This window comes from Synechococcus sp. 8F6, assembly GCF_002252665.1.
GTDB lineage: Bacteria > Cyanobacteriota > Cyanobacteriia > PCC-6307 > Cyanobiaceae > Cyanobium_A.
The window spans coordinates 157,142-175,260 of sequence record NZ_NQKZ01000004.1 but is presented as its reverse complement, the minus strand read 5'-3'; the positions used below and the strand labels follow the sequence as shown (position 1 = coordinate 175,260).

22 protein-coding genes and 1 pseudogene are annotated in these 18,119 nt (G+C 60.7%); 1 reads left to right on the top strand and 22 read right to left on the bottom strand.

Annotated elements, in window-relative coordinates:
* Positions 1-182 (top strand): hypothetical protein (locus CJZ78_RS14370; protein WP_233128504.1); only part of this gene is annotated, 182 nt, incomplete at its 5' end.
* 551 nt (positions 183-733) lie between these two features.
* Here CJZ78_RS14370 and CJZ78_RS05160 read toward each other — a convergent pair.
* The 22 genes and pseudogenes from CJZ78_RS05160 to CJZ78_RS05055 all read right to left on the bottom strand — a co-directional run bounded on the left by CJZ78_RS05160 (position 734) and on the right by CJZ78_RS05055 (position 17,989).
* Entirely contained in the window at positions 734-2,041 is a 1,308-nt protein-coding gene (locus tag CJZ78_RS05160) for a lipopolysaccharide biosynthesis protein (RefSeq protein WP_094559813.1), read from the bottom strand.
* Positions 2,041-2,619, bottom strand: a complete 579-nt coding sequence (locus tag CJZ78_RS05155) for a DUF4276 family protein (RefSeq protein WP_094559812.1) — start codon at positions 2,617-2,619, stop codon at positions 2,041-2,043. The genes CJZ78_RS05160 and CJZ78_RS05155 overlap by 1 nt, the downstream gene beginning before the upstream one ends.
* A complete protein-coding gene (locus CJZ78_RS05150) occupies positions 2,616-3,806 on the bottom strand; it encodes an AAA family ATPase (protein ID WP_094559811.1) in 1,191 nt (396 codons plus the stop codon). Before CJZ78_RS05150 ends, CJZ78_RS05155 begins: the two co-directional genes overlap by 4 nt.
* A gap of 336 nt (positions 3,807-4,142) precedes the next feature.
* Entirely contained in the window at positions 4,143-4,607 is a 465-nt protein-coding gene (locus CJZ78_RS05145; protein WP_094559810.1) for a hypothetical protein, read from the bottom strand.
* Between the two features lie 3 nt (positions 4,608-4,610).
* Complete coding sequence (locus CJZ78_RS13670; protein ID WP_143592848.1) at positions 4,611-4,910, bottom strand: hypothetical protein; 300 nt, start codon at positions 4,908-4,910, stop codon at positions 4,611-4,613.
* 1 nt (position 4,911) lies between these two features.
* Positions 4,912-6,024: a Gfo/Idh/MocA family protein gene (locus CJZ78_RS05140; protein ID WP_094559809.1), complete on the bottom strand. Its 1,113-nt coding sequence runs from the start codon at positions 6,022-6,024 to the stop codon at positions 4,912-4,914.
* Positions 6,025-6,331: 307 nt separating this feature from the next.
* The gene (locus CJZ78_RS05130; RefSeq protein WP_158217036.1) at positions 6,332-6,538 is read right to left on the bottom strand and encodes a CopG family transcriptional regulator; all 207 of its coding nucleotides are present in this window, start codon (positions 6,536-6,538) and stop codon (positions 6,332-6,334) included.
* Positions 6,539-6,614: 76 nt separating this feature from the next.
* Positions 6,615-7,715, bottom strand: coding sequence for a non-hydrolyzing UDP-N-acetylglucosamine 2-epimerase (gene wecB, locus CJZ78_RS05125; RefSeq protein ID WP_094559806.1), 1,101 nt, complete (start codon positions 7,713-7,715; stop codon positions 6,615-6,617).
* Between the two features lie 6 nt (positions 7,716-7,721).
* A complete protein-coding gene (locus tag CJZ78_RS05120; RefSeq protein ID WP_094559805.1) occupies positions 7,722-9,068 on the bottom strand; it encodes a nucleotide sugar dehydrogenase in 1,347 nt (448 codons plus the stop codon).
* Positions 9,065-10,216, bottom strand: coding sequence for a DegT/DnrJ/EryC1/StrS aminotransferase family protein (locus CJZ78_RS05115; protein ID WP_094559804.1), 1,152 nt, complete (start codon positions 10,214-10,216; stop codon positions 9,065-9,067). Before CJZ78_RS05115 ends, CJZ78_RS05120 begins: the two co-directional genes overlap by 4 nt.
* Positions 10,217-10,223: 7 nt before the next feature.
* Positions 10,224-11,348, bottom strand: a complete 1,125-nt coding sequence (locus CJZ78_RS05110) for an FAD-dependent oxidoreductase (RefSeq protein WP_094559803.1) — start codon at positions 11,346-11,348, stop codon at positions 10,224-10,226.
* Positions 11,349-11,354: 6 nt separating this feature from the next.
* Complete coding sequence (locus CJZ78_RS05105; RefSeq protein ID WP_094559802.1) at positions 11,355-11,954, bottom strand: acyltransferase; 600 nt, start codon at positions 11,952-11,954, stop codon at positions 11,355-11,357.
* A gap of 604 nt (positions 11,955-12,558) precedes the next feature.
* On the bottom strand, positions 12,559-12,828 hold the full coding sequence (locus CJZ78_RS14650; protein WP_255373948.1) for a DUF4351 domain-containing protein: 270 nt from the start codon (positions 12,826-12,828) through the stop codon (positions 12,559-12,561).
* Between the two features lie 219 nt (positions 12,829-13,047).
* Positions 13,048-13,357, bottom strand: a pseudogene (locus CJZ78_RS14020) (DUF2887 domain-containing protein); the annotation flags it as partial.
* Between the two features lie 235 nt (positions 13,358-13,592).
* On the bottom strand, positions 13,593-13,850 hold the full coding sequence (locus CJZ78_RS05090; protein ID WP_158217033.1) for a hypothetical protein: 258 nt from the start codon (positions 13,848-13,850) through the stop codon (positions 13,593-13,595).
* A complete protein-coding gene (locus CJZ78_RS05085; RefSeq protein ID WP_094559798.1) occupies positions 13,829-14,092 on the bottom strand; it encodes a DUF4258 domain-containing protein in 264 nt (87 codons plus the stop codon). The genes CJZ78_RS05090 and CJZ78_RS05085 overlap by 22 nt, the downstream gene beginning before the upstream one ends.
* A gap of 6 nt (positions 14,093-14,098) precedes the next feature.
* Positions 14,099-14,302, bottom strand: coding sequence for a type II toxin-antitoxin system HicB family antitoxin (locus CJZ78_RS05080; protein ID WP_094559797.1), 204 nt, complete (start codon positions 14,300-14,302; stop codon positions 14,099-14,101).
* Positions 14,303-14,530: 228 nt separating this feature from the next.
* Positions 14,531-15,148 (bottom strand): Uma2 family endonuclease, encoded by a 618-nt coding sequence (locus CJZ78_RS05075; protein WP_094559796.1) that lies wholly within the window; start codon positions 15,146-15,148, stop codon positions 14,531-14,533.
* A gap of 215 nt (positions 15,149-15,363) precedes the next feature.
* Positions 15,364-16,245 carry a DUF2887 domain-containing protein gene (locus CJZ78_RS05070; RefSeq protein WP_255373947.1) on the bottom strand — a complete coding sequence of 294 codons (882 nt, stop codon included), beginning with the start codon at positions 16,243-16,245 and terminating at the stop codon, positions 15,364-15,366.
* A 58-nt stretch (positions 16,246-16,303) separates the two neighbouring features.
* Positions 16,304-16,744: a type II toxin-antitoxin system VapC family toxin gene (locus tag CJZ78_RS05065; RefSeq protein ID WP_094559794.1), complete on the bottom strand. Its 441-nt coding sequence runs from the start codon at positions 16,742-16,744 to the stop codon at positions 16,304-16,306.
* Positions 16,734-16,961 (bottom strand): type II toxin-antitoxin system Phd/YefM family antitoxin, encoded by a 228-nt coding sequence (locus CJZ78_RS05060; protein ID WP_094559793.1) that lies wholly within the window; start codon positions 16,959-16,961, stop codon positions 16,734-16,736. Before CJZ78_RS05060 ends, CJZ78_RS05065 begins: the two co-directional genes overlap by 11 nt.
* Positions 16,962-17,017: 56 nt before the next feature.
* Entirely contained in the window at positions 17,018-17,989 is a 972-nt protein-coding gene (locus tag CJZ78_RS05055; RefSeq protein WP_094559847.1) for a GDP-L-fucose synthase, read from the bottom strand.
* Positions 17,990-18,119: the final 130 nt, after the last annotated feature.

Genomic DNA, 18,119 nt, shown 5'->3' with positions numbered 1-18,119 from the left:
GCCCCATCAGCGCCACAACGGTGAGGCTGTGGAGATCTGCCGCCACCGTGCTGTCGTCTACGAACAAGCACGCCAACGGCATCCCCGCCGGTGGTCACGATCGACGCGTTGCTGGCGTCAGCCGGAAGAGGTCTGGATCAACCCACCGCCACCAGAAATCGAGCCAGATCCAGCTACGTTGATGTTGGGTGCCTGAATGGCAGCAGAGGCGTCATCTTTTCTGGCAGCTACCGCGATCAGGGTTCATAGTGGATGAACGGAGCTGCGCAATCAGCTTCCAAGCAGTCATCCTCTGACTGCTCCTGTTCACCCTCCGGAAAGGGTCACAGGACCTCCTGAGTTACACCACTCGGAGGGGCGCTACCAGCTGCTCAGCGCTGCGCAGCTTGCGGATGATCTACTCGCGAGTGTGGCGTTTGCTTTTCATGGGTCTTCTCCAGGCCAAGTCTGGCCGTTTGGGAAGCTCTCATTCTGGCCGTTTGGGAAGCTCTCATAAGGTCTGGTTCAGTTTTTGGGGTCCACGTTACCTTCTTCAAAGTTTTCCGAAACTCAAATTCCTTTCTCGATCTCAGAAGACTACTGCTTCTTGTCGGAATGCTCTCAGACAAGCAATAATTGATTCGAATATCAATTGAAAAACCCCGTTCGAGGCTTAATATACAAGTGAAACGAAGATTTTTCGCTTCACGTCGACAAACTCCATATTCTTGGCAAGAGCGACGCAACAACAGGGCTAGGAGCGGCGAGGTGACAGTGAGTCCAATAGAATCAATAGATAAGCAACATACCCAACAAAGTTAGAGAAAGAGTAAATGGCCAGGGCTTCCAGAAAATTTAGCTGAACCAGGCTGGCCGCAATGATTAGGGGCAGAAGTCGTATCCCAATTAGCATCGTCTGAGCATAAAGTTCTGATTTAGTGCTTTCTGATGCAAAAAAAGCCATGCTAAGCGGAGATACAATAAGCTGCCCGAGAAACAAGGGGCACAGCAGCGGGATAATCCAGCGTGTTGGGCTCCATTCATAGCCAAAGAGGAGCGGCATCATCGGTGCGACGATCAGGGAAGCTATAAGCGCAATGATCAGACCAAAGAACATCAACTTTTTGCTCGCCTGCCTGACAAAAGAAGACAACGTACCAACCCGAGAGCGATCGGCGGCTTGACTCAGAAAGACCTGCCCCACCGAGCCACCAATCAATCCAGCTGGCAAGAGCAGCAGCCGCTGCGCTAGTGCCAATTGCCCCAGTTGGGCCGCTCCAAAAGCAGAGGCAAACATCAGGTTGGGAACTTGACTCCCAATCATGTTAATCAAGCCCGCCGTAGAGGTATAGATCCCGAAATGACTGTATCGATGTAACGTCTTCAATAAAAGAAATGGTGCGGACCGTCGGTTAAGCAGCAGAATAGTTTCTGACTCACGAAACATGGCAACAAAGCCTGCGCTCTGGCTCACTATCTGGCCCAGCAGCAGTCCAATCGTGCCCAGCGGTGCCGCCGCAAGGTAGGTGGCCAAGCCAAAGATGCTCTGGCGAAATTTCGTTTGTGCCAGCAGGCCAAACTGCTTGCATCGGATCGCCCAGTAGCTCAGCGGCTGATACACCCCCGTGAAAAACACGCCCACTGGCAGCAGCCAAAGCAACGTCTTCAGCGCAGGCTGCTGCAGCCAGCTCACCAGCTGATCGCGCAGCAACACCACCCCCAGGGCGGTGAGGGCTGTGGAGATGGCCACCAGCAGAAAACACAGCCACACAAGTGCGATCGCTTCGTCGTCGTCTTCCGGCACGGCGATTGCCAATTCATAGCGCAGGCTGCTCACCTCGTTCAGCAGAGACAGGATCGACACAAACGTGGCCAGCACCCCAAAGCTCTCCGGCCCATACAGTCGTGTGAGGATCGGTGCTGCAGCCACCGTGATCACCTGACTGCCAGACGTGCCCCCAGCCAGCTTGAGCACATTGCGGCTGAAAGCGGATTGCGGCTTCAGCCGCTGGGCCAGCGCCCGGCCTCGCGCCGCGAGGCGTTCAAGGGTAGGGTAACTCATCACGCCTGCAGCAGCTCGACTTCCAGCCGCCGAATCCCTTCAATCAAGGCTTGGAAGCTGCCGGATCGGGTGTTGGTCACGTCCAGTTGCTCACCAATGGCACGTGAACCTGCTAGTGGCTGATAGCGGTTGCCGGTAAGCCGTTTTAACTCCTGCTTGGGGTTGCCAAGCTGATCCGGTGCTCTGTATTTGCTGATGCTTTGCTTGCGTTCCAATCCCTTGAGCTGAAATGCAGAGGCAACAGCTTTGAGATCAGCCATATAAAAGCTCTCCAGTTCCCGGCAAGCAATGCGCACCACACAGTGATGCAGTCGCCCCGCCTGATCGCACAGGTGGAGCAGACGTTGCTTCAATCGCCGGCAGTCGGTCTCGCTATCCTGATCGCGCAAAACAATGAATCGCGCCGTGTTGTTTTGGTAAGACTGGATCCTGCGGACCAGACTGCGTTCCAGATCTGTCTTTCCCTCGAAAGGAAAAAAACGAAATGCAACAAGCCCACTGCTGATGCGAGGCACGAGCGCTTGGATCATCGCTTGAGCCGAGCGTTCCTCCAGCAGGAAAACGATTTCAGGCCTCAAGGATCAATTCCCGCAAAACAGCCCTGCTTCCAGAGATAACCAAGCTGATCTCCTGCCTCCATGTAGGCTGCGATCTGAAAATCGTCTTTTGCCCTGTGCACCGTCGCACTTCCTTGATCCTTCACCAGCCAGAACACCTCATCAAGCTCTAAGGCATTGAGGAAGTCCGGTGAATGCGTCGAAACAAACACCTGGCCGCCACGATCGGCATAGGCCCGGAATTCCTCGGCCAGTTCAGCCATGAGCTGTGGATAGAGCTGATTTTCCGGCTCCTCCACGCACAACAGCGGGTGGGGGCTTGGATCATTGAGCAGCACCAGATAGGCAAACATCTTGATCGTTCCATCCGACACATAGCGATCAAGAAAAGGCGTTTTGAACGAGCCGTCTTGAAAGCGCAGCGTCAGATAGCCATCATCCATCAGCCTCGGCTCGACAGAAGCAATGCCTGGCACCCTGCGAGCCATGGTTTCCAGGATATTGCCGAAGATCGCTGGATGCTGTTCATAGAGATAGCGAGCTACCAAGGGAAGGTTCTCGCCAGCCTCTGAGAGGTGTTCAGCTTCACCAGCCGCATCCTTGCGTCCGCGGGCGGCACTGATGTGGAAATCGGATACGTGCCAGTTTTCAATTAAACGCCGGAAGGCATTGGCCGCCTTGAATCGATCAAACTGACCCACTCCCTTGATGGCCAGAATGTCTGGAGACACCTTCTGTTGCTCTCGTTCAAGGTCTTCCTCTTCTTTCTGAAAGTCTTCTTCATTAAGGATGGCATATCCTTCACCGTTGGCAAAATCCAGAAAATGAAAAGGTTTGCCGTAGCGGCCGCGTTTATAGCGCAGCAGCTCCCTTGTCACCACCGGCACTCCCGCTCGTTCGCCAATCTCAACCGAATAGGTCACGAGCCTTTCGATGCCAGCAATATCCATCCTGAACTGAAGCTCAATCAGGATCGAATCCTTCTGGGGATCACAGCCTCGGCTGAGCACCTCCTGAAAACGCCCACGTTTGTCCAGCGCTTGCCTGATGTTTCCCTTCAATGCGTCGTGCAGGAAGCCAAACACATCAAACAACGTTGACTTACCCGATCCATTGGCTCCAACGACAACAAAGAAGGAAGGAATACGCCTGATGCTGACATCGCGAAACGCCTTGAAGTTGCGTAGGCGTATTGATTCGATTCTCATTGCTGTATCCGCTTCCTGGAATTCTGATCGTGTGTCATCAGCTGGATGCTACGGCAGTTGCACCGTGCGCCCATCGCGGCCCGAGTAATCGGCGCCGATCAGCAGCTCCAGGCTGCGCAGGCCGACTACAACGCGGCAAACAGTGGCTGACAGAGGTGGGGCTCACATCGATGCGCGCAGCCAGAGCCGTAAGGCTTCCAGCTTCCAGTTCCAGAGCGTCCTCCACCAGATCAGCGATCTCTTGCCTCTCAATCTCGGCATCAGTGCTGCGATCGATCCGCTCCCAGTCCACCTGCGGAGAGATTGCATCCCAGCTGCCGACAGGCATCAGACGCATCATGCCTTGCGCTGCTTCAGCAGAACCAACGCTGCGAAAGCTGTTTTGTCCTGATTGCTGGCCTGGCTCAGCGAGCGGATCGCGCGTTCTGCCTGAGCAATCATGAGCGCTACCTCTGGCTTCGTAAACCGCGCAGCTGGGTCGTAGTCGGCATCATGGCGTTCTTTTTGCAACCGCACAAATGCATTGCCAAATCGCACGATCTCATCAGGAAAACCCAGCTGCTTACAGCGTTCACAGGCACTCCGGGCATAGCCGTGCTCAAGCGAGCGGTAGACCTGCCTCCAAGCAGGTTTGTTACGTCTGAGTCCCGTGCCGATCAACCGGTCTGCGCAGGTTTGAGCCAGGGTATGAAACAAGGCGTAGTACGCCGTGCTCACGGCACGCTTAAGGTCCGCCTGCCTTGGCTTCATGGGATTGGCCTTGGCCAGCTTTCGCGCTGTAACGATCAGCTCCTGAGTCACTGACTACCAGCCCCGCAAAGCCTGCTTTTCGGCAAAGTGAATCCGCACATGGCAAAAGCGCTGTTCACCCGAAGCCTCGAGCTGCTGCCCCAGGCGGAAGGGGATATCGGCGAGTTGATCGGGGTCGAGGGGCTGCTCTGAAGGCGCAAAAGTGATGTTGACAATCAGGATGTCATCTCCTTCATCAGTTCTTTCCTCTTGTACGGCAATGGTTTCAATGGGCGCCGATTCATGCCCTTGGCTTGCTTTCAGAAACGATCTGACTTCTTGCTCGATTGCATCAACATTCAGTCTGGTTGTCATTTCAGTATTCCAGCGGTAAATGCACCGTACGCACATCTCGCGCTGAGCGGTAGGCACCGATCAGCAGCTCCAGGCTGCGCAGGCCCTCGCGGCCATCGCACCGCGCCACGGCCTGGCCCTGCAGGGCGTCGAGCACATTGGCGTAGAAGGGCGGGTGTCCAAAGCCATACACGCTGGTGGTTTCGTAGCTGGCCTGCTCCACCAGGGCGTCGTCGGGGCTTTGATCAGCAAAAGCCCAGTGCTCGATCTGGTTCACCGCCGGCCCGCCGATCTTCACGGTGCCGGTTTCGCCCAGCAGGGTGATCGAGCCCTCCAGGTTCTTGGGGTAGGTGAGCATCGTCACCGCCATTGTGCCCAGGGCGCCGTTGCGCCAGCGCAGCTGCAGGGCCGCCGTGTCTTCCACCTCAATCGCTCGGCCCAGGGTGGCGATCGAAGCGCTCACGCTCTCCACCGGCCCCACCAGCCAGTCCAGCAGGTCCACGTAGTGGCTGGCCTGGTTCATCATTGCTCCGCCGTCGAATTCCCAGGTGCCACGCCAGCTGTCCTGGTCGTAGTAGCTCTGCGGCCGCTGCCAGAACACATTCACCGCCACCATCGCCAGTTGCCCGAAGCGCCCGGACTGCAGCTGACGCTTCACCAGCTGCAGCGTGCTGTTGAAGCGGTTCTGCTTCACCACAAACAGCCGCACGCCTGCGTCATCGCAGGCCTTCACCATCGCCACCCCATCCGCCCAGCGGGTGGCCATCGGCTTTTCGGTGCACACGTGCAGCCCCGCTTCAGCCGCTGCGATCACCTGGCCCGGATGCAGGCCGCTGGGGGTGGCCAGCACGACCAGATCCACCGGGGTAGTGCCGGCTTGAGCCGCTGCCAGGAGTTCGCTGTAGGAGGAGAACTGGGCCGGACTGGTGGCAGCGCCAGGGTGCTCCTGAGCGGCTTCAGCCACCAGCTGCTGGGCCTGCTGCAGCCGTACCGGCTGGGTGTCGCAGATTGCCACGAGCTCAGCGCGCTCGTGGTGGCTGGCGATCGCCTTGATGTGGTTGCGGCTGATCCGCCCACATCCCACCAGGGCGATACGGATGCGGCAATCGGTGATCGGGGCGATGGGGTGGAGCATCAAAGGGGTGCTGGAGGGGCTGAAGTGGAGGGTATGGGGCTGTTGGCTCTTAGCCGCTAATCGCGACGGAGAGGGCTGAGCGAAGCGCCAAGTGCCGTACCCATCAAGCCAATGGCCAACTTCTGCAGATCTGGCTGCTGTCGAGGGTCAGTGAGGATACGGAAGCCACCGATGAACACAAGCACTGTCACCAACGCAGCCAACCAGAAGCGCGACATTTCCAGGCGTTGGCCATGGTTTTGAGCCGCGTACTCCAACCAATCCTTCGCCAGATCAATCTGCGGCGGATTGGGCCTGGAGGCGGGCATCAGAAGTTCACCAGCTCCCGCTCAGCGCCGCCCTTGGATCGCAGGATCACGTGGACTTGCTGGCCTTCTTCCTGCTTCACCGTCTTGTACAGGGCAATAGCCCGCCGAAAGACCTCAGCTCGCGTGAGCCCAGAAGCGCGGGCCACCTGATCGAAGTCCTCAGCCAGCCGCTGGTTGAGACGGACCTCAAAACGGGTATCAGTCATCAGCCCACCTTTCGATCCGGACATTTGTACGTACAAGCCTATCCGATTGCCGCTCAGGTGGCACTACTTGGCGGCCTCATCGCTGCTGCAGGCGCGCCGCGATCGCCTCAGCTGCGTGGCCATCGCCGTAAAGCATCGGCCGGGGCTGGCCGGCATCCAGCGCCAGCTGCTGCGCCATTGCCATGAGCATGGCCGCCGGATCCGCAGGATCAGCCAACCGGTTCCAGCCGCACTCCAGCAGCTCCACCCATTCCGTTTCCGTGCGCACCGTCACGCAGGGCGTGCCCTGCAAGAAAGCCTCTTTCTGCACGCCGCCTGAATCGGTCACCACCAGGGCCGCCCGCCGCTCCAGCAGCACCATCGCCAGAAAGCCCAGGGGCCCAGTGAGCATGAGCGGCTCCAGCAGATGCTGCAGTTGGTGCGTCTCAATCCGGGCCCGAGTGCGCGGATGCAGGGGGAGCAATACCCGAAGGGGCGCCTGGCCCAGGGCCGTCAGGATCGCCTCCAGCCGGGCCGGATCATCCGTGTTTTCGGCCCGGTGGATCGTGGTCAGGATGAAGGGCTGATCAGCCGCCGCAAGCGCCTGCAGCTTAGAGCTTCCCAGGAGCTCACCGGCCTGCGCTTCAGCTTGCTCCCCGAAGATTCGCGCCGCATCCGCCATCACATCACCGCTGCGCACAATGCGCTCCTCAGCAATTCCCTCCCGCCGCAGGTGAGCCACCGCCGTGTCGGTGGGGGCAAAGCACAGCTCTGCCAGGTGATCGGTGAGCACCCGGTTCTGCTCCTCCGGCTGGTGCCGGTTGAACGAGCGCAGCCCGGCCTCCACGTGCACCACCGGGATCTTCAGCTTGCTGGCCGCCAAGGCACCAGCCAGCGTGGAATCCGTGTCGCCATACACGAGCAGGGCATCGGGCCGTTCGGCCAGCAGCACCCGCTCAATCGCCTCGAGCATCCGACCGGTGTTGGCGCCATGGCTGCCGCCGCCGATCCCGAGATGAAAGGCCGCCGCCGGAATACCAAGCTCCGCAAAGAACTGATCCGACATCGCCGCGTCGTAGTGCTGGCCCGTGTGCAGGATCTGCTCCTGAATGGCGCCGCCCGTGGCGGCAATAGCACGGCTCAGCGCAGATGCCTTGATGAACTGAGGGCGGGCGCCCACCACAGTGAGGAGTTGCATCTCTGTTCAGGCCCGCACGATCCGGTCACCCGGAGCAAAACGCCCCCGGCTGTCGACCACCAGCTGGCTGTGAGTGCGGATCAGCTCGTAATCAAAGCTGTCGTGATCGGTGGCTAGCACCACCGCATCAAACGAGGCCAGGGCATCGGCTGTCAGTGCAACGCTCTGCAACTCAAATTGATGCTTGCGCATCGGCGGAAAGCTGGGGAAGAAGGGATCGCTATACGCCACATCAGCGCCTTTGGCCTTCAGCAGCTCCATCACCTCCACAGACGGTGACTCGCGCATATCGTCCACATTCTTCTTGTAGGCAATCCCCAATACCAGCACCTTGCTGCCTTTGAGCGGTTTACCCGCCTCGTTCAGGGCATCCATCGTTCTCTCAATCACATAGGCCGGCATTGCTGAGTTGATCTCACCGGCCAGCTCAATGAAGCGCGTATGCATGCCATATTCACGCGCTTTCCAGGTGAGGTAGAAGGGATCAATCGGGATGCAATGGCCGCCCAGGCCAGGCCCCGGGTAGTAGGGCACAAAACCGAACGGCTTGGTGGCTGCAGCCCGGATCACTTCATAGAGATCAATTCCCATCCGATCGGCTAGGGGCTTGAGTTCATTCATCAGGCCGATGTTCACCGCTCGGTGGATGTTCTCCAGCAGCTTGGTCATCTCGGCGGCACGTGTGCTGCTCACCGCCACCACCTCCGAGATGGCCTGCTCATACAGCGCCACCCCCACCACACCGCAGGCTGCGGTGCTGCCGCCCATCACCTTCGGGATCGTGGCCGTATTGAAGTGGGCATTACCGGGGTCTTCCCGCTCCGGGGAATACACCAGAAACACGTCTTCACCCACCTTGAGCCCGCGCTGCTCGATCAACGGCCGCAGCTCTTCCTCCGTGGTACCTGGATAGGTGGTGCTCTCCAGGCTGAGCACTTGTCCGGGGCGCAAATAGGGCAGCAATGCCGCCATCGTGTCGCGGATGTAGCTCAGATCAGGCTCCCGGTATTGATTCAGCGGTGTGGGCACACACAGAATCAGGGCATCGGCATCTGCAGCCCGCGCGAAATCGGTGGTTGCCACAAGCAACTGTTGCTGCTGGGCCTTCGCGACTCGGTCACCATCAATGTGCTGGATATAGCTGCTGCCCTGGTTGATCGCATCGGCCTTGGTCTGATCGATATCAAGCCCAAGGACCCGGTAGCCCACTTCGGCGTAGGTGAGCGACAGGGGTAGCCCCACGTAGCCGAGGCCCACAATCCCGATCAAGGCCTGCTTGCTGCGCAGCTTCTCGAGCAACTCAGCCTGGATGCTTCCACTGGGAGAGGATTGAATTGGGGAGAGCTGGCTCATCCTTCTGAGGGAATCGAGATGGATTGAGAAACGCCGGCAAGGGCGGAAACAACACGGTCTTGATCCGCGTCGCTGAGCCAGGGGTGCATGGGCAGGCTCAGCACCCGTTCACTCGCCGCCAGAGCTAACGGGGTATGGCAACCGTTGCTGCAACGGCTGTGCTGACACGTCAGCGCCGGTTGCTGGCACAGCAGGGTGGGGTAGTGCACGGCCGTTGGGATGCCCTGCTCCTTAAGCGCAGCCTGCACCGCCGCTCTGTTCTCAACCTGCACCGTGTACTGGGCGAAAACGCTGGTGTTGCCGTCAGTGAGCTGCGGGGTGGTAGTAATCCCGGTTTCATTGAGCTTGAGGCTGTAGGCCGCACCAATACGGCACCGGGCCTCCACTTCCTGCTGGAAGTTGGCCCATTTGGCCAAAAGAATCGCGGCCTGAAGCGTGTCGATCCTTCCGTTCACGCCGATATCGCTATGGAAATAGCGCCGCTCCTGACCGTGCCGGGAGATGCGCCGCATCCTGTCGGCCAATTCAGGATCGTTCGTAAAACAGGCTCCGCCATCGCCATAGCCACCCAGAGGCTTGGAGGGGAAAAAGCTGGTGGTGCCGATCGTGCTCAGGCCGCAGCTGTGGCGACCCTGATGGGTGCTCCCGAAGCTCTGGGCGCCGTCTTCAATCACCGGCAAACCATGGCGATCAGCAATCGCATTGATCGCCGGAAAATCGGCTGGTTGCCCGTACAGGCTCACGGGGATGATCGCCTTGGTGCGAGGGCTGATCGCCGGCTCGAGCTTGGCTGGATCGAGGTTGTAGCTGGCCGGATCGATGTCCACATAGACCGGCGTGGCGCCAAGAAGGGCGATCGTTTCCGATGTGGCAATGAAGGAAAACGGTGTGGTGATCACCTCGTCACCGGCGTTCACCCCCAAGGCCATCAGAGCAATGAGCAGAGCATCGGTGCCGCTAGCCACGGTGATGCAGTGCTCCACGCCCACATAGGCCGCGAGCGTTTGCTCCAACTCCTCCACCTCCGGGCCGAGGATGTAGCGGCCATGGTTGAGCACCGCGGAAATGCGGGCATCCACCGCCTCCCGAATGGTGCGGCCGTCGGGCAGCCGTTCGCGTTGCTGCGCCTCAAGGTCAATGAATTGCATGGTGTTTTTAAGGCTGGCCGTTGAAAGGAGCTCGATTCACCAACTGTTCAGCCAGGGAGCGGGCGGTGGTCCACTTGCCACCAAAAATGGAGAGCAAGCGGCCATCCCGTTGCACATCCGCCTCACGGCTGGCGCTGGACAGATCAGCCCTGCTGCGCACGATAGGCCGCAGGCCCGAAAACCATCGGCCCTGTTGTTGAGCTATCGGTAACCAGGCCGGCAGGTAGTGCTCAACTAACCCCAATAACTGCTTTTGTTCCGCTGCACTCACCCGTACCGGTTCATGCAGCGTTTGGGCTTCCTCGGTGGTGCCCACCAATAACTCGCCTTTGTAGGGAAGCAGGAAGGCGATACGCCGGCTAGAGGGCACCTCCACGAACAAACCCTGCTTGGGCAATGCAAGTGCCGGTGATGGTGGCACTAGAAGATGACTACCGCGTACCAGATCCAGCTTCACGGAGCTTGGGATCTCGGATCGTTCGAGTAGATCTACTGCCCAAGGCCCACAGGCGTTGACAACCCAGGCAAAAGCGTAATTGGATGTGATGCCGCTCACACTTGTTTGAACAGTGAGCTCTCCTTTGGTGGTGACTTCACGAACATCGCAGCCTTCATGGATCTCCACGCCGGCGCGCTGGGCCTGATCAAGAACCCACCCACCGAGGGCTTGCTCATCCATCTGGCCATCCCAGAACTGCCAGGCTCCCAGCAGCCCGCCGCTTTGCAGTTGGGGATGCAGTTGCCGTATTTCATCCGGCTTCAACCACCTAGCAGAACCGGGAAGCTGGCCGAGGGCAAGCCCGTCGTAGAGGCCTAGACCAACACGCCACTGCCAGCCTGGGCGGCGCTGGCGTTTATAGATGGGTAGAAGCAGCGGCAGCCAATGGCAGTGCTGCGGCACATCCCGCAGCCAGCGGCCCCGTTCTCGCAAACTTTCAGCCACCAGAGCCAGATGGCCCTGCTCGAGGTAGCGCAGACCGCCATGCAACAGCTTCGTACTGGCGCTACTGGTTTGCGCCAGACAGCGGTTTTGTTCAAAGAGACTGACACTCCAGCCGCGTCGAGCCAGCTCCCAGGCAATGCAGAGCCCATTGATGCCGCCACCAACGACGGCAACGCGACCAAGGGTCATTGTTACTTAGCCCTGATCGGGCAAGTAATTCAACACATCACCGGATAGCTCATAGCGATCTCCGGTATCAGGACATGTCCACGATCCTGCGCCCTGAAGGGGAAGCTCAACCCGTTCACCGAACGCACTCATCCAGCCAACCTGCCTGGCCGGCACGCCCACCATCAGGGCAAAGGGCTTCACATCGCGATTCACAACAGCCCCAGCGCCAATGAAGGCATGGTGCCCAACGCGTGTTCCGCAGACGATCGTGCAATTCGCCCCGAGCGTTACGCCCTGCTCCACCCAGGTATCTCGGTATTCATCCTTGCGGCTGACAGCCGATCGAGGGTTGTAAACGTTAGTAAACACCATGCTCGGCCCGCAAAACACGTTGTCTTCCAAGGTCACGTTGTCGTACACCGAGACGTTGTTCTGAATCTTGACATTATTGCCGATCCGCACCCGATTGCCCACAAACACATTTTGGCCAAAGGAGCAGCGTTCCCCGATCACAGCACCACCACTGATATGCACCCAGTGCCAAATACGGCTTTCAGCTCCGATCGTGGCCCCTTCATCAACGAGCGCCGTGGGGTGAATGCTGACTGAAGGATGAATCGACATGGGGAAAATAACAATAGTGAAAGGAACTGCCGAGGGGCAGAGCTCACTCCACAGTGACGCTCTTGGCCAGGTTGCGCGGCTGATCCACATCCAGGCCCCGGTGGGCCGCGATGTGATAACTCAACAGCTGCATGGGAATCACCGTGAGCAGCAGGAGGAGCTTGCTGCCTTGGAGCAGCCTCTCCTCTGACCTTGCCCGTGATGACGCCGCTGTTGCTCGACACCCATGCTCTCCTGTGGTAGCTGGCTGAGCCGGATCGTCTCTCGCCTGCCGCCCACGCCGCCATCAGCGATCCCGCCAATGCGGTCGATGTGAGCGCCGTCTCCGGTTGGGAGATCGCCACCAAGGTGCGCCTGGGCAAGCTGCCAGCGGCCAGAGAATTGCTCGATGATCTGCCCGGGTTGCTTGCAGCCCAGTGGTTTCAGCTGTTGCCCTTCACGTGCACCCTTTGATCGTTTGCTGGCCGCCCAGCGCTTCAGGCGTTCCCCTTCAGGCTTCTCTGGTAGGGCCATCAGCCCTTGTCTCCAGCGGCGGCCACGGCCGATGGATGGTGGTGGCATTGGCGTCGCTAGAGCGCTCAAAAACAGCCTTGGAGGTTCTGCTTCAGCCGTTGGCGGCCAGCCAGGCGGATAGGTCGGTCGGGCCCTGGAAGTCGAGCAGGGCGTCAGCCAGGGCCTCGAGTTGCTCCAGGGGCAGGGCCTGGATCTGGGCGGTGGTGGTTTCTGAGAGGGGGCCGCAGCGGCGCTTGAGGAGGCGGAGGGTCATTTTGGCGGCTTCACTGGCCTTTCCCTCCTGCAGGCCCTCCTGCAGGCCCTCCTGGCGGCCCTCGGCCAGCCAGTCCTGCGCCGCCCTGGTGTGGCGCAGCTCTTCCATGGGAATGCCCGCGATCACCATGATCTCCTCGTTACTGAGTTGGGGAAGCCGTTGCATCAGCATAGCCAGCACAACCTTGTCAAGATCAGGCCGGCTGGCAAGGATCTCCCTGCTGCTGCTCGGAAGCTCGCTTTCTGGGCGGATTGGCAGCGTGAGCAGGTTCAGGAAAACCTGAAGGGCCTGGGTGGGGCCGAGCTTGAGACGGTTGTGCGGCGTGATCACCAGCACGGCCCAGTGCTCCACCCGGGGGGGGTGCTGCAGAAAGCGGTAGGTCTGCGCCGCCAGGCGGTGGTTAAAGCCTGGATCGGGGTGCATTTGCACCTCCAGCAGCACTACTGGGCCAAAGCACGCCGTCGAGGCGGTGGCTCAGCTCCTTGAGCTCAAGGGCCTTAAATCGGTAGAGGCTGTCGCCGGGAGCTGAGGGATCGAGGCTCAGCGTGTTGGCGGCGCCGGCCGAGCCCGGCAGCAGCGCGCGGATCAGGTCGGGGGCGCTCTGGAAGACGCGGTAATACCAGCGGTCGGTATTCAAGGTTGCGAGCGCTGGCTGGCGAAAAGTTAGCCGCGGCTTGGGGGTGGGGCTGCAGCCCGTGAGGGGGCTTGTTGCGTGTGGAGCCTCGTTGGCGGGTGGCGACTGAGCAGTTCGTTCGGGCGAGGGATCCTGGCGGCTCAAGGGGAAGCCCCTCCAAGAGGCTTACGGATTGAGGAGCTGGGGCCTCAGGCGTTGGCGGCTAGCCAGGTGGCCAGGTCGGCTGGGCCCGGGATGGTCAGTGGCCAAGGCCCACAGGAAGTTGCTGCTTGATCGGTTCTGCCAGCAGGCGGCCCAGGGCTCCTGGATCGATGATGTCGAGGCAGAGCAAGGTAGGACCGATGAATTCCATGGTGTAACCGTCTCCCTCCACCACCAGATCGGGGATGCCCTGGAGGGTTGGATGGCGAAACAGGATCGCGCCGGTGTCTGCATCCACCGACTGGCGCATGCTCCGCAGCTGATCCGGCAGGGTCAACGGTTCAGAAACAGCCATCGGCCTCCGGCCCGGCGGGCCTCCACGGTGCGTTGATCGGTTGGATACACCGTAATCACCCTGGCGTCATCCGGAGTGAGCACGGCCACCCAGGGACGATCCAGAAATTCGAACACCCGTGCCCGGCTGCCGCCCCGGTTGAGATCGAGAAAGGTCTCACCGCTTGCAAGGGCGTCTTGCACAAGCTCGGGGTTGACGCCATAGAGCGCGCATTTATCGAGGGCGTGTTGGCTGAACTGCATGGGAGATCAGCCAGTCGGCATCCTTCCAAGAATTTGGTTGCAGGCTGTCTTCCCTGTTGCCTCCAGGGTTAACTCGATCACCTCACGCACACGCTCCATCAGCTCGTCGAGGGATCGTGCCTGGGTGTGGCAGCCCGGCAGGCTCGGCAGCGTGGCCACGAAAAAACCTTCGGCGTCGCGCTCCACCACCACATTGAATTGACGCGTCATGACCCGTGCTGGCGATGGTTTCAGGTTAGGGCTGCAGGCCGTGCAGGGGCTGGCGCGGGTGGAGCCTCGTTGGCGGCAGCAGGCCGAGCGTTTCGTTCGGGCTGGGGCTCCTGGCGGCTCGGGGGGAAGCACCTCCAAGAAGCCCTATGACGGCATCAGAGCAACGAGTTCAGCATCCTGGATGTCGCGGATCAGCCGATAATCGTCTATCAGATCTGATCGATCCCTTCAGGCCGCCCAGATCTCAGCCAGTTGCAGCGTCAAGCCGGGGAATTCGGGGGAAGCGGTGAGAACCGCTGGATGTTCAAGGCGCTGCGGATCACGAGCCGGATGCCACACCTCAACCGAGCGCTCCTCAGGCAGAAACAGCCAGCCGAGGCGGGCACCGTTGCGCTGATAGGCCGCCATCTTCTGGCGCAACGCGTGCACACCTCGTGGCCCCTGATCGCTGGGGCTGGCCAGTTCCACCACCAGGTCTGGGCAGAGGGGGGCGAAGCGTCGACGCTCATCGGCGCTGAGGGCCCGCCAGCGATCCAGGCGAACCAACGAGGCATCGGGGCTCACCACCGAACCGTCGGGCAGCCGAAATCCGCCTGAGCTCTCAAACACTTTCCAGTCGCCGCTTGCTTTGGCGTACTGCTGGAGCTGAAACAGCAACTCACTGTTGCGTCCGCTGGTTTCACTGCCCGTGGGCGTCATCGCAATGACACGACCATCCGCGGCCAACTCAAGCACCGCCTCACGGTTCTCAGCGCAGACAAGCTCGAATTGCTCAGGCGTGAGACGCAGCCCTGAAGGAAACTTCAGCGGCAGCACATCCGGAGTCGCGCTGGGGGTGAGCGTCATCGTTGATGGCCTACACCTCCCCTACGCTAGCTGGAAAGCGCGCCGCGCAACGTCGGCAGCGGTGCAACCAGCGCTGTCGCGGGTTCTGAACAGGGTTGCGGGTTCTGTACAGGCTGTACGGAATCCTGGAGGGTGGTGATCGGCGATTGGGGCTGCAGATTGGAGCTGAAGCTTCGGGCCCTTGCGATCAGCGTCAGGCCCCGCGATCGGCCGATTCAGCTGTTGGCGGCCAGCCAGGTGGCCAGGTTTGCCGGGCCCTGGAAGTCGAGCAGGGCATCAGCAAGGGCTTCTAGCTGCTCCAGCGGCAGGGCCTGGATCTGACCGGTGGTGGCTTCGCTCAGGGAGCCGCAGCGGCGGTTGAGGAGGCGGAGGGTCATCGCTGCGGCCTCATCTTGGCGGCCCTCCTGGCGGCCCTCTGCCAGCCACTCCTGAGCAGCGCGGGTGTGGCGCAATTCTTCGTGGGGGATACCAGCAATCACCATGATTTCCTCCCTGCTGAGCTCTGGATACCGCTGCATCAGCATAGGCAGCACGACCTGCTCGAGATCAGGGCGGCTGGCCAGAATCTGCTGACTGCTGGCCGCCAGTTCACTTTCGGGCCGGATCGGCAGGGTGAGCAAGTTGAGCAGGGGATCCAGCGGAATCCTGCGGCTCAGCTCTTCGAGGTTGATCCACGCCACCTGGCGCAGGAACAGCTGCAGCGCCTGGGTGGGGCCCAGGCTGAGCCGGCTGTGGGGCGTGATCACCACCACCGCCCAGTGCTCCACCTGGGGGTGTTGCTGCAGAAAGCGGTAGGTCTGTGCCGCCAGGCGGTGGTGGAAGCCAGGATCTGGGTGCATCTGCACCTCCAGGAGCACCACCGGAAACGCGGGGCTGCCGGTTTCCCCGCAGCCGGTGCTCTCCCTGGGCCAAAGCACGCCATCGAGGCGATGGCTCAGCTCTTTGATTTCAGGGGCTTCATAGCGATAAAGGCGGTCACCGGGTGCTGATGGGTCGAGGCTCAGAGCTTCTGAGGTGGGCTCCGCACCGGGCAGGAGTGCACGGATCAGGTCCGGGGCGCTCTGAAAGACGCGGTAGTACCAGCGATCAGTGTTCAGAGGATGCGAGCGCTGGCTGGCGGCAAGGTGAGTTTCTTCGGGGTTCGTTTATGGGGGATTAAAAGCGCGCCACTTGAAAGCCCATGCTCGCGGCAGCGTCAGCCATCACCTTATCGGCCGTGGCCAGAACAGACACACCCTGATCGGCAGCCACTGTGAGATGAAGCGCATCAAGAGTGCGCAGCGGATGATCTGGATAACGCGCGATCAAGTTCGTTGCTTCGGCAAAACGCGCATCACTCACCGAGGCCTGCAGCAGCCAGCCACGATCGATGTCGCTGAGGAGTGCTGCAAACAGCAACGACTCCAGCTCAACCGAAAGATCGCCCATGCGGCGCCGGCGGCTCAGCAACGAGCGCATCTCCGTCACCGTGAGGGTGCTGATCACGGCCGACCCGAGTCCCTGCAGAAACTCAACAAACGACTCAGACCCAACTTCGTTGAGGTACCACTTCGCCAGCGCGCTGGTGTCGAGATAGGCGCGTTGCTCAACGCTCATCGCGCTCAGCGCGGATCAGATCAGCGGCGCTGGATCGAAGCAGCGGCATCCGCTCGCGCAGCTCGGCATGGTCGGGACGCCGGCGTTGCGGAACCATCGGCAGCACCCGTGCGATTGGCTCTCCTCGCCGGCTGATCAGCAACTCACCCTCTGCAGCAACCAGCTCAGCCAGCTGACCGAGGCTGGCTCGCATCTCTCGGATGTTGAGCTCCTTCACGACTGGGACTCCATGTGCTGCAACTTTAGCGACTGCAGCACATGCATCGCCTGTTGTCAGAGCCGCACCAGCTGCTGCGCCAGCTCCTCGCGAAACAGCGCCACCGTGCTCGCCAGGCCTTCCGCCAGTGGGATCCGGGCCCGCCAGCCCAATGCCGCCAGCCGGCTCACATCCAGCTGCTTCTTCGGGGTGCCATCGGGCTTGCTGCTGTTCCATTCGATTGCGCCTTGGTAGCCCGTGGCGGTGGCCACCGTCTCCGCCAGCTCGCGGATGCTCAGGTCCACGCCGGTGCCCACGTTCAGGAACTGCTGGTCCTCAGGCCCCGGCTGCCACTGCTCCAGAGCAAACACGCAGGCCTCGCCGAGGTCATCCACATGCAGAAACTCGCGCAGCGGTGAACCGGTGCCCCAGCAGGTCACGCTCGGGGCGTTGGTCTCCGCGGCCTCATGGAAGCGGCGGATCAAGGCCGGCAGCACGTGGCTGTTGGTGGGGTGGTAATTGTCGCCAGGGCCGTACAGATTGGTGGGCATCAGGCTGATCGCATCAAAGCCGTGCTGGCAGCGCAGCGCAGCGCACAGCTTGATGCCGGTGATCTTGGCGATGGCATACCACTCATTCGTGGGCTCCAGCGCACCGGTGAGCAGCGCCTCCTCGCGGATCGGCTGCTCGGCGAACTTCGGGTAGATGCAGCTGCTGCCCAGAAACAGCAGCCGCCTAACACCGCTGCGCCAGGCCGTTTCGATCACATGGGTCTGGATCTTGAGGTTCTCCAGCAGAAAGTCTGCCGGGAAGCTGCTGTTGGCCTGGATGCCGCCCACCTTGGCGGCCGCAAGCACCACCACCGAGGGCTGGTGCTCGGCAAACCAGCGCTGCACAGCGTGGCCGTCTTCCAGATCCAGCTCGGCGTGGCTGGCCGTGAGCAGGTTGGGGAAGCCCGCCCGCTGCAGCGCCCGGCAGATAGCGCTGCCCGCCATACCGCGGTGGCCGGCCACGAAGATGCGGTCGGCAGGGGTGATCAGGGAGGGCATGGCGAAAAGAACCATTTCAGTGGGAGCGTGATCCTGGGGCCGCAGGTTCTGCTGATAACTACGGAAGCGCTGTTTTCTGCAGCCGTTGGCCAAGCGCTGGATGCCCTAGCTCAGGTCATGAATCACCAGG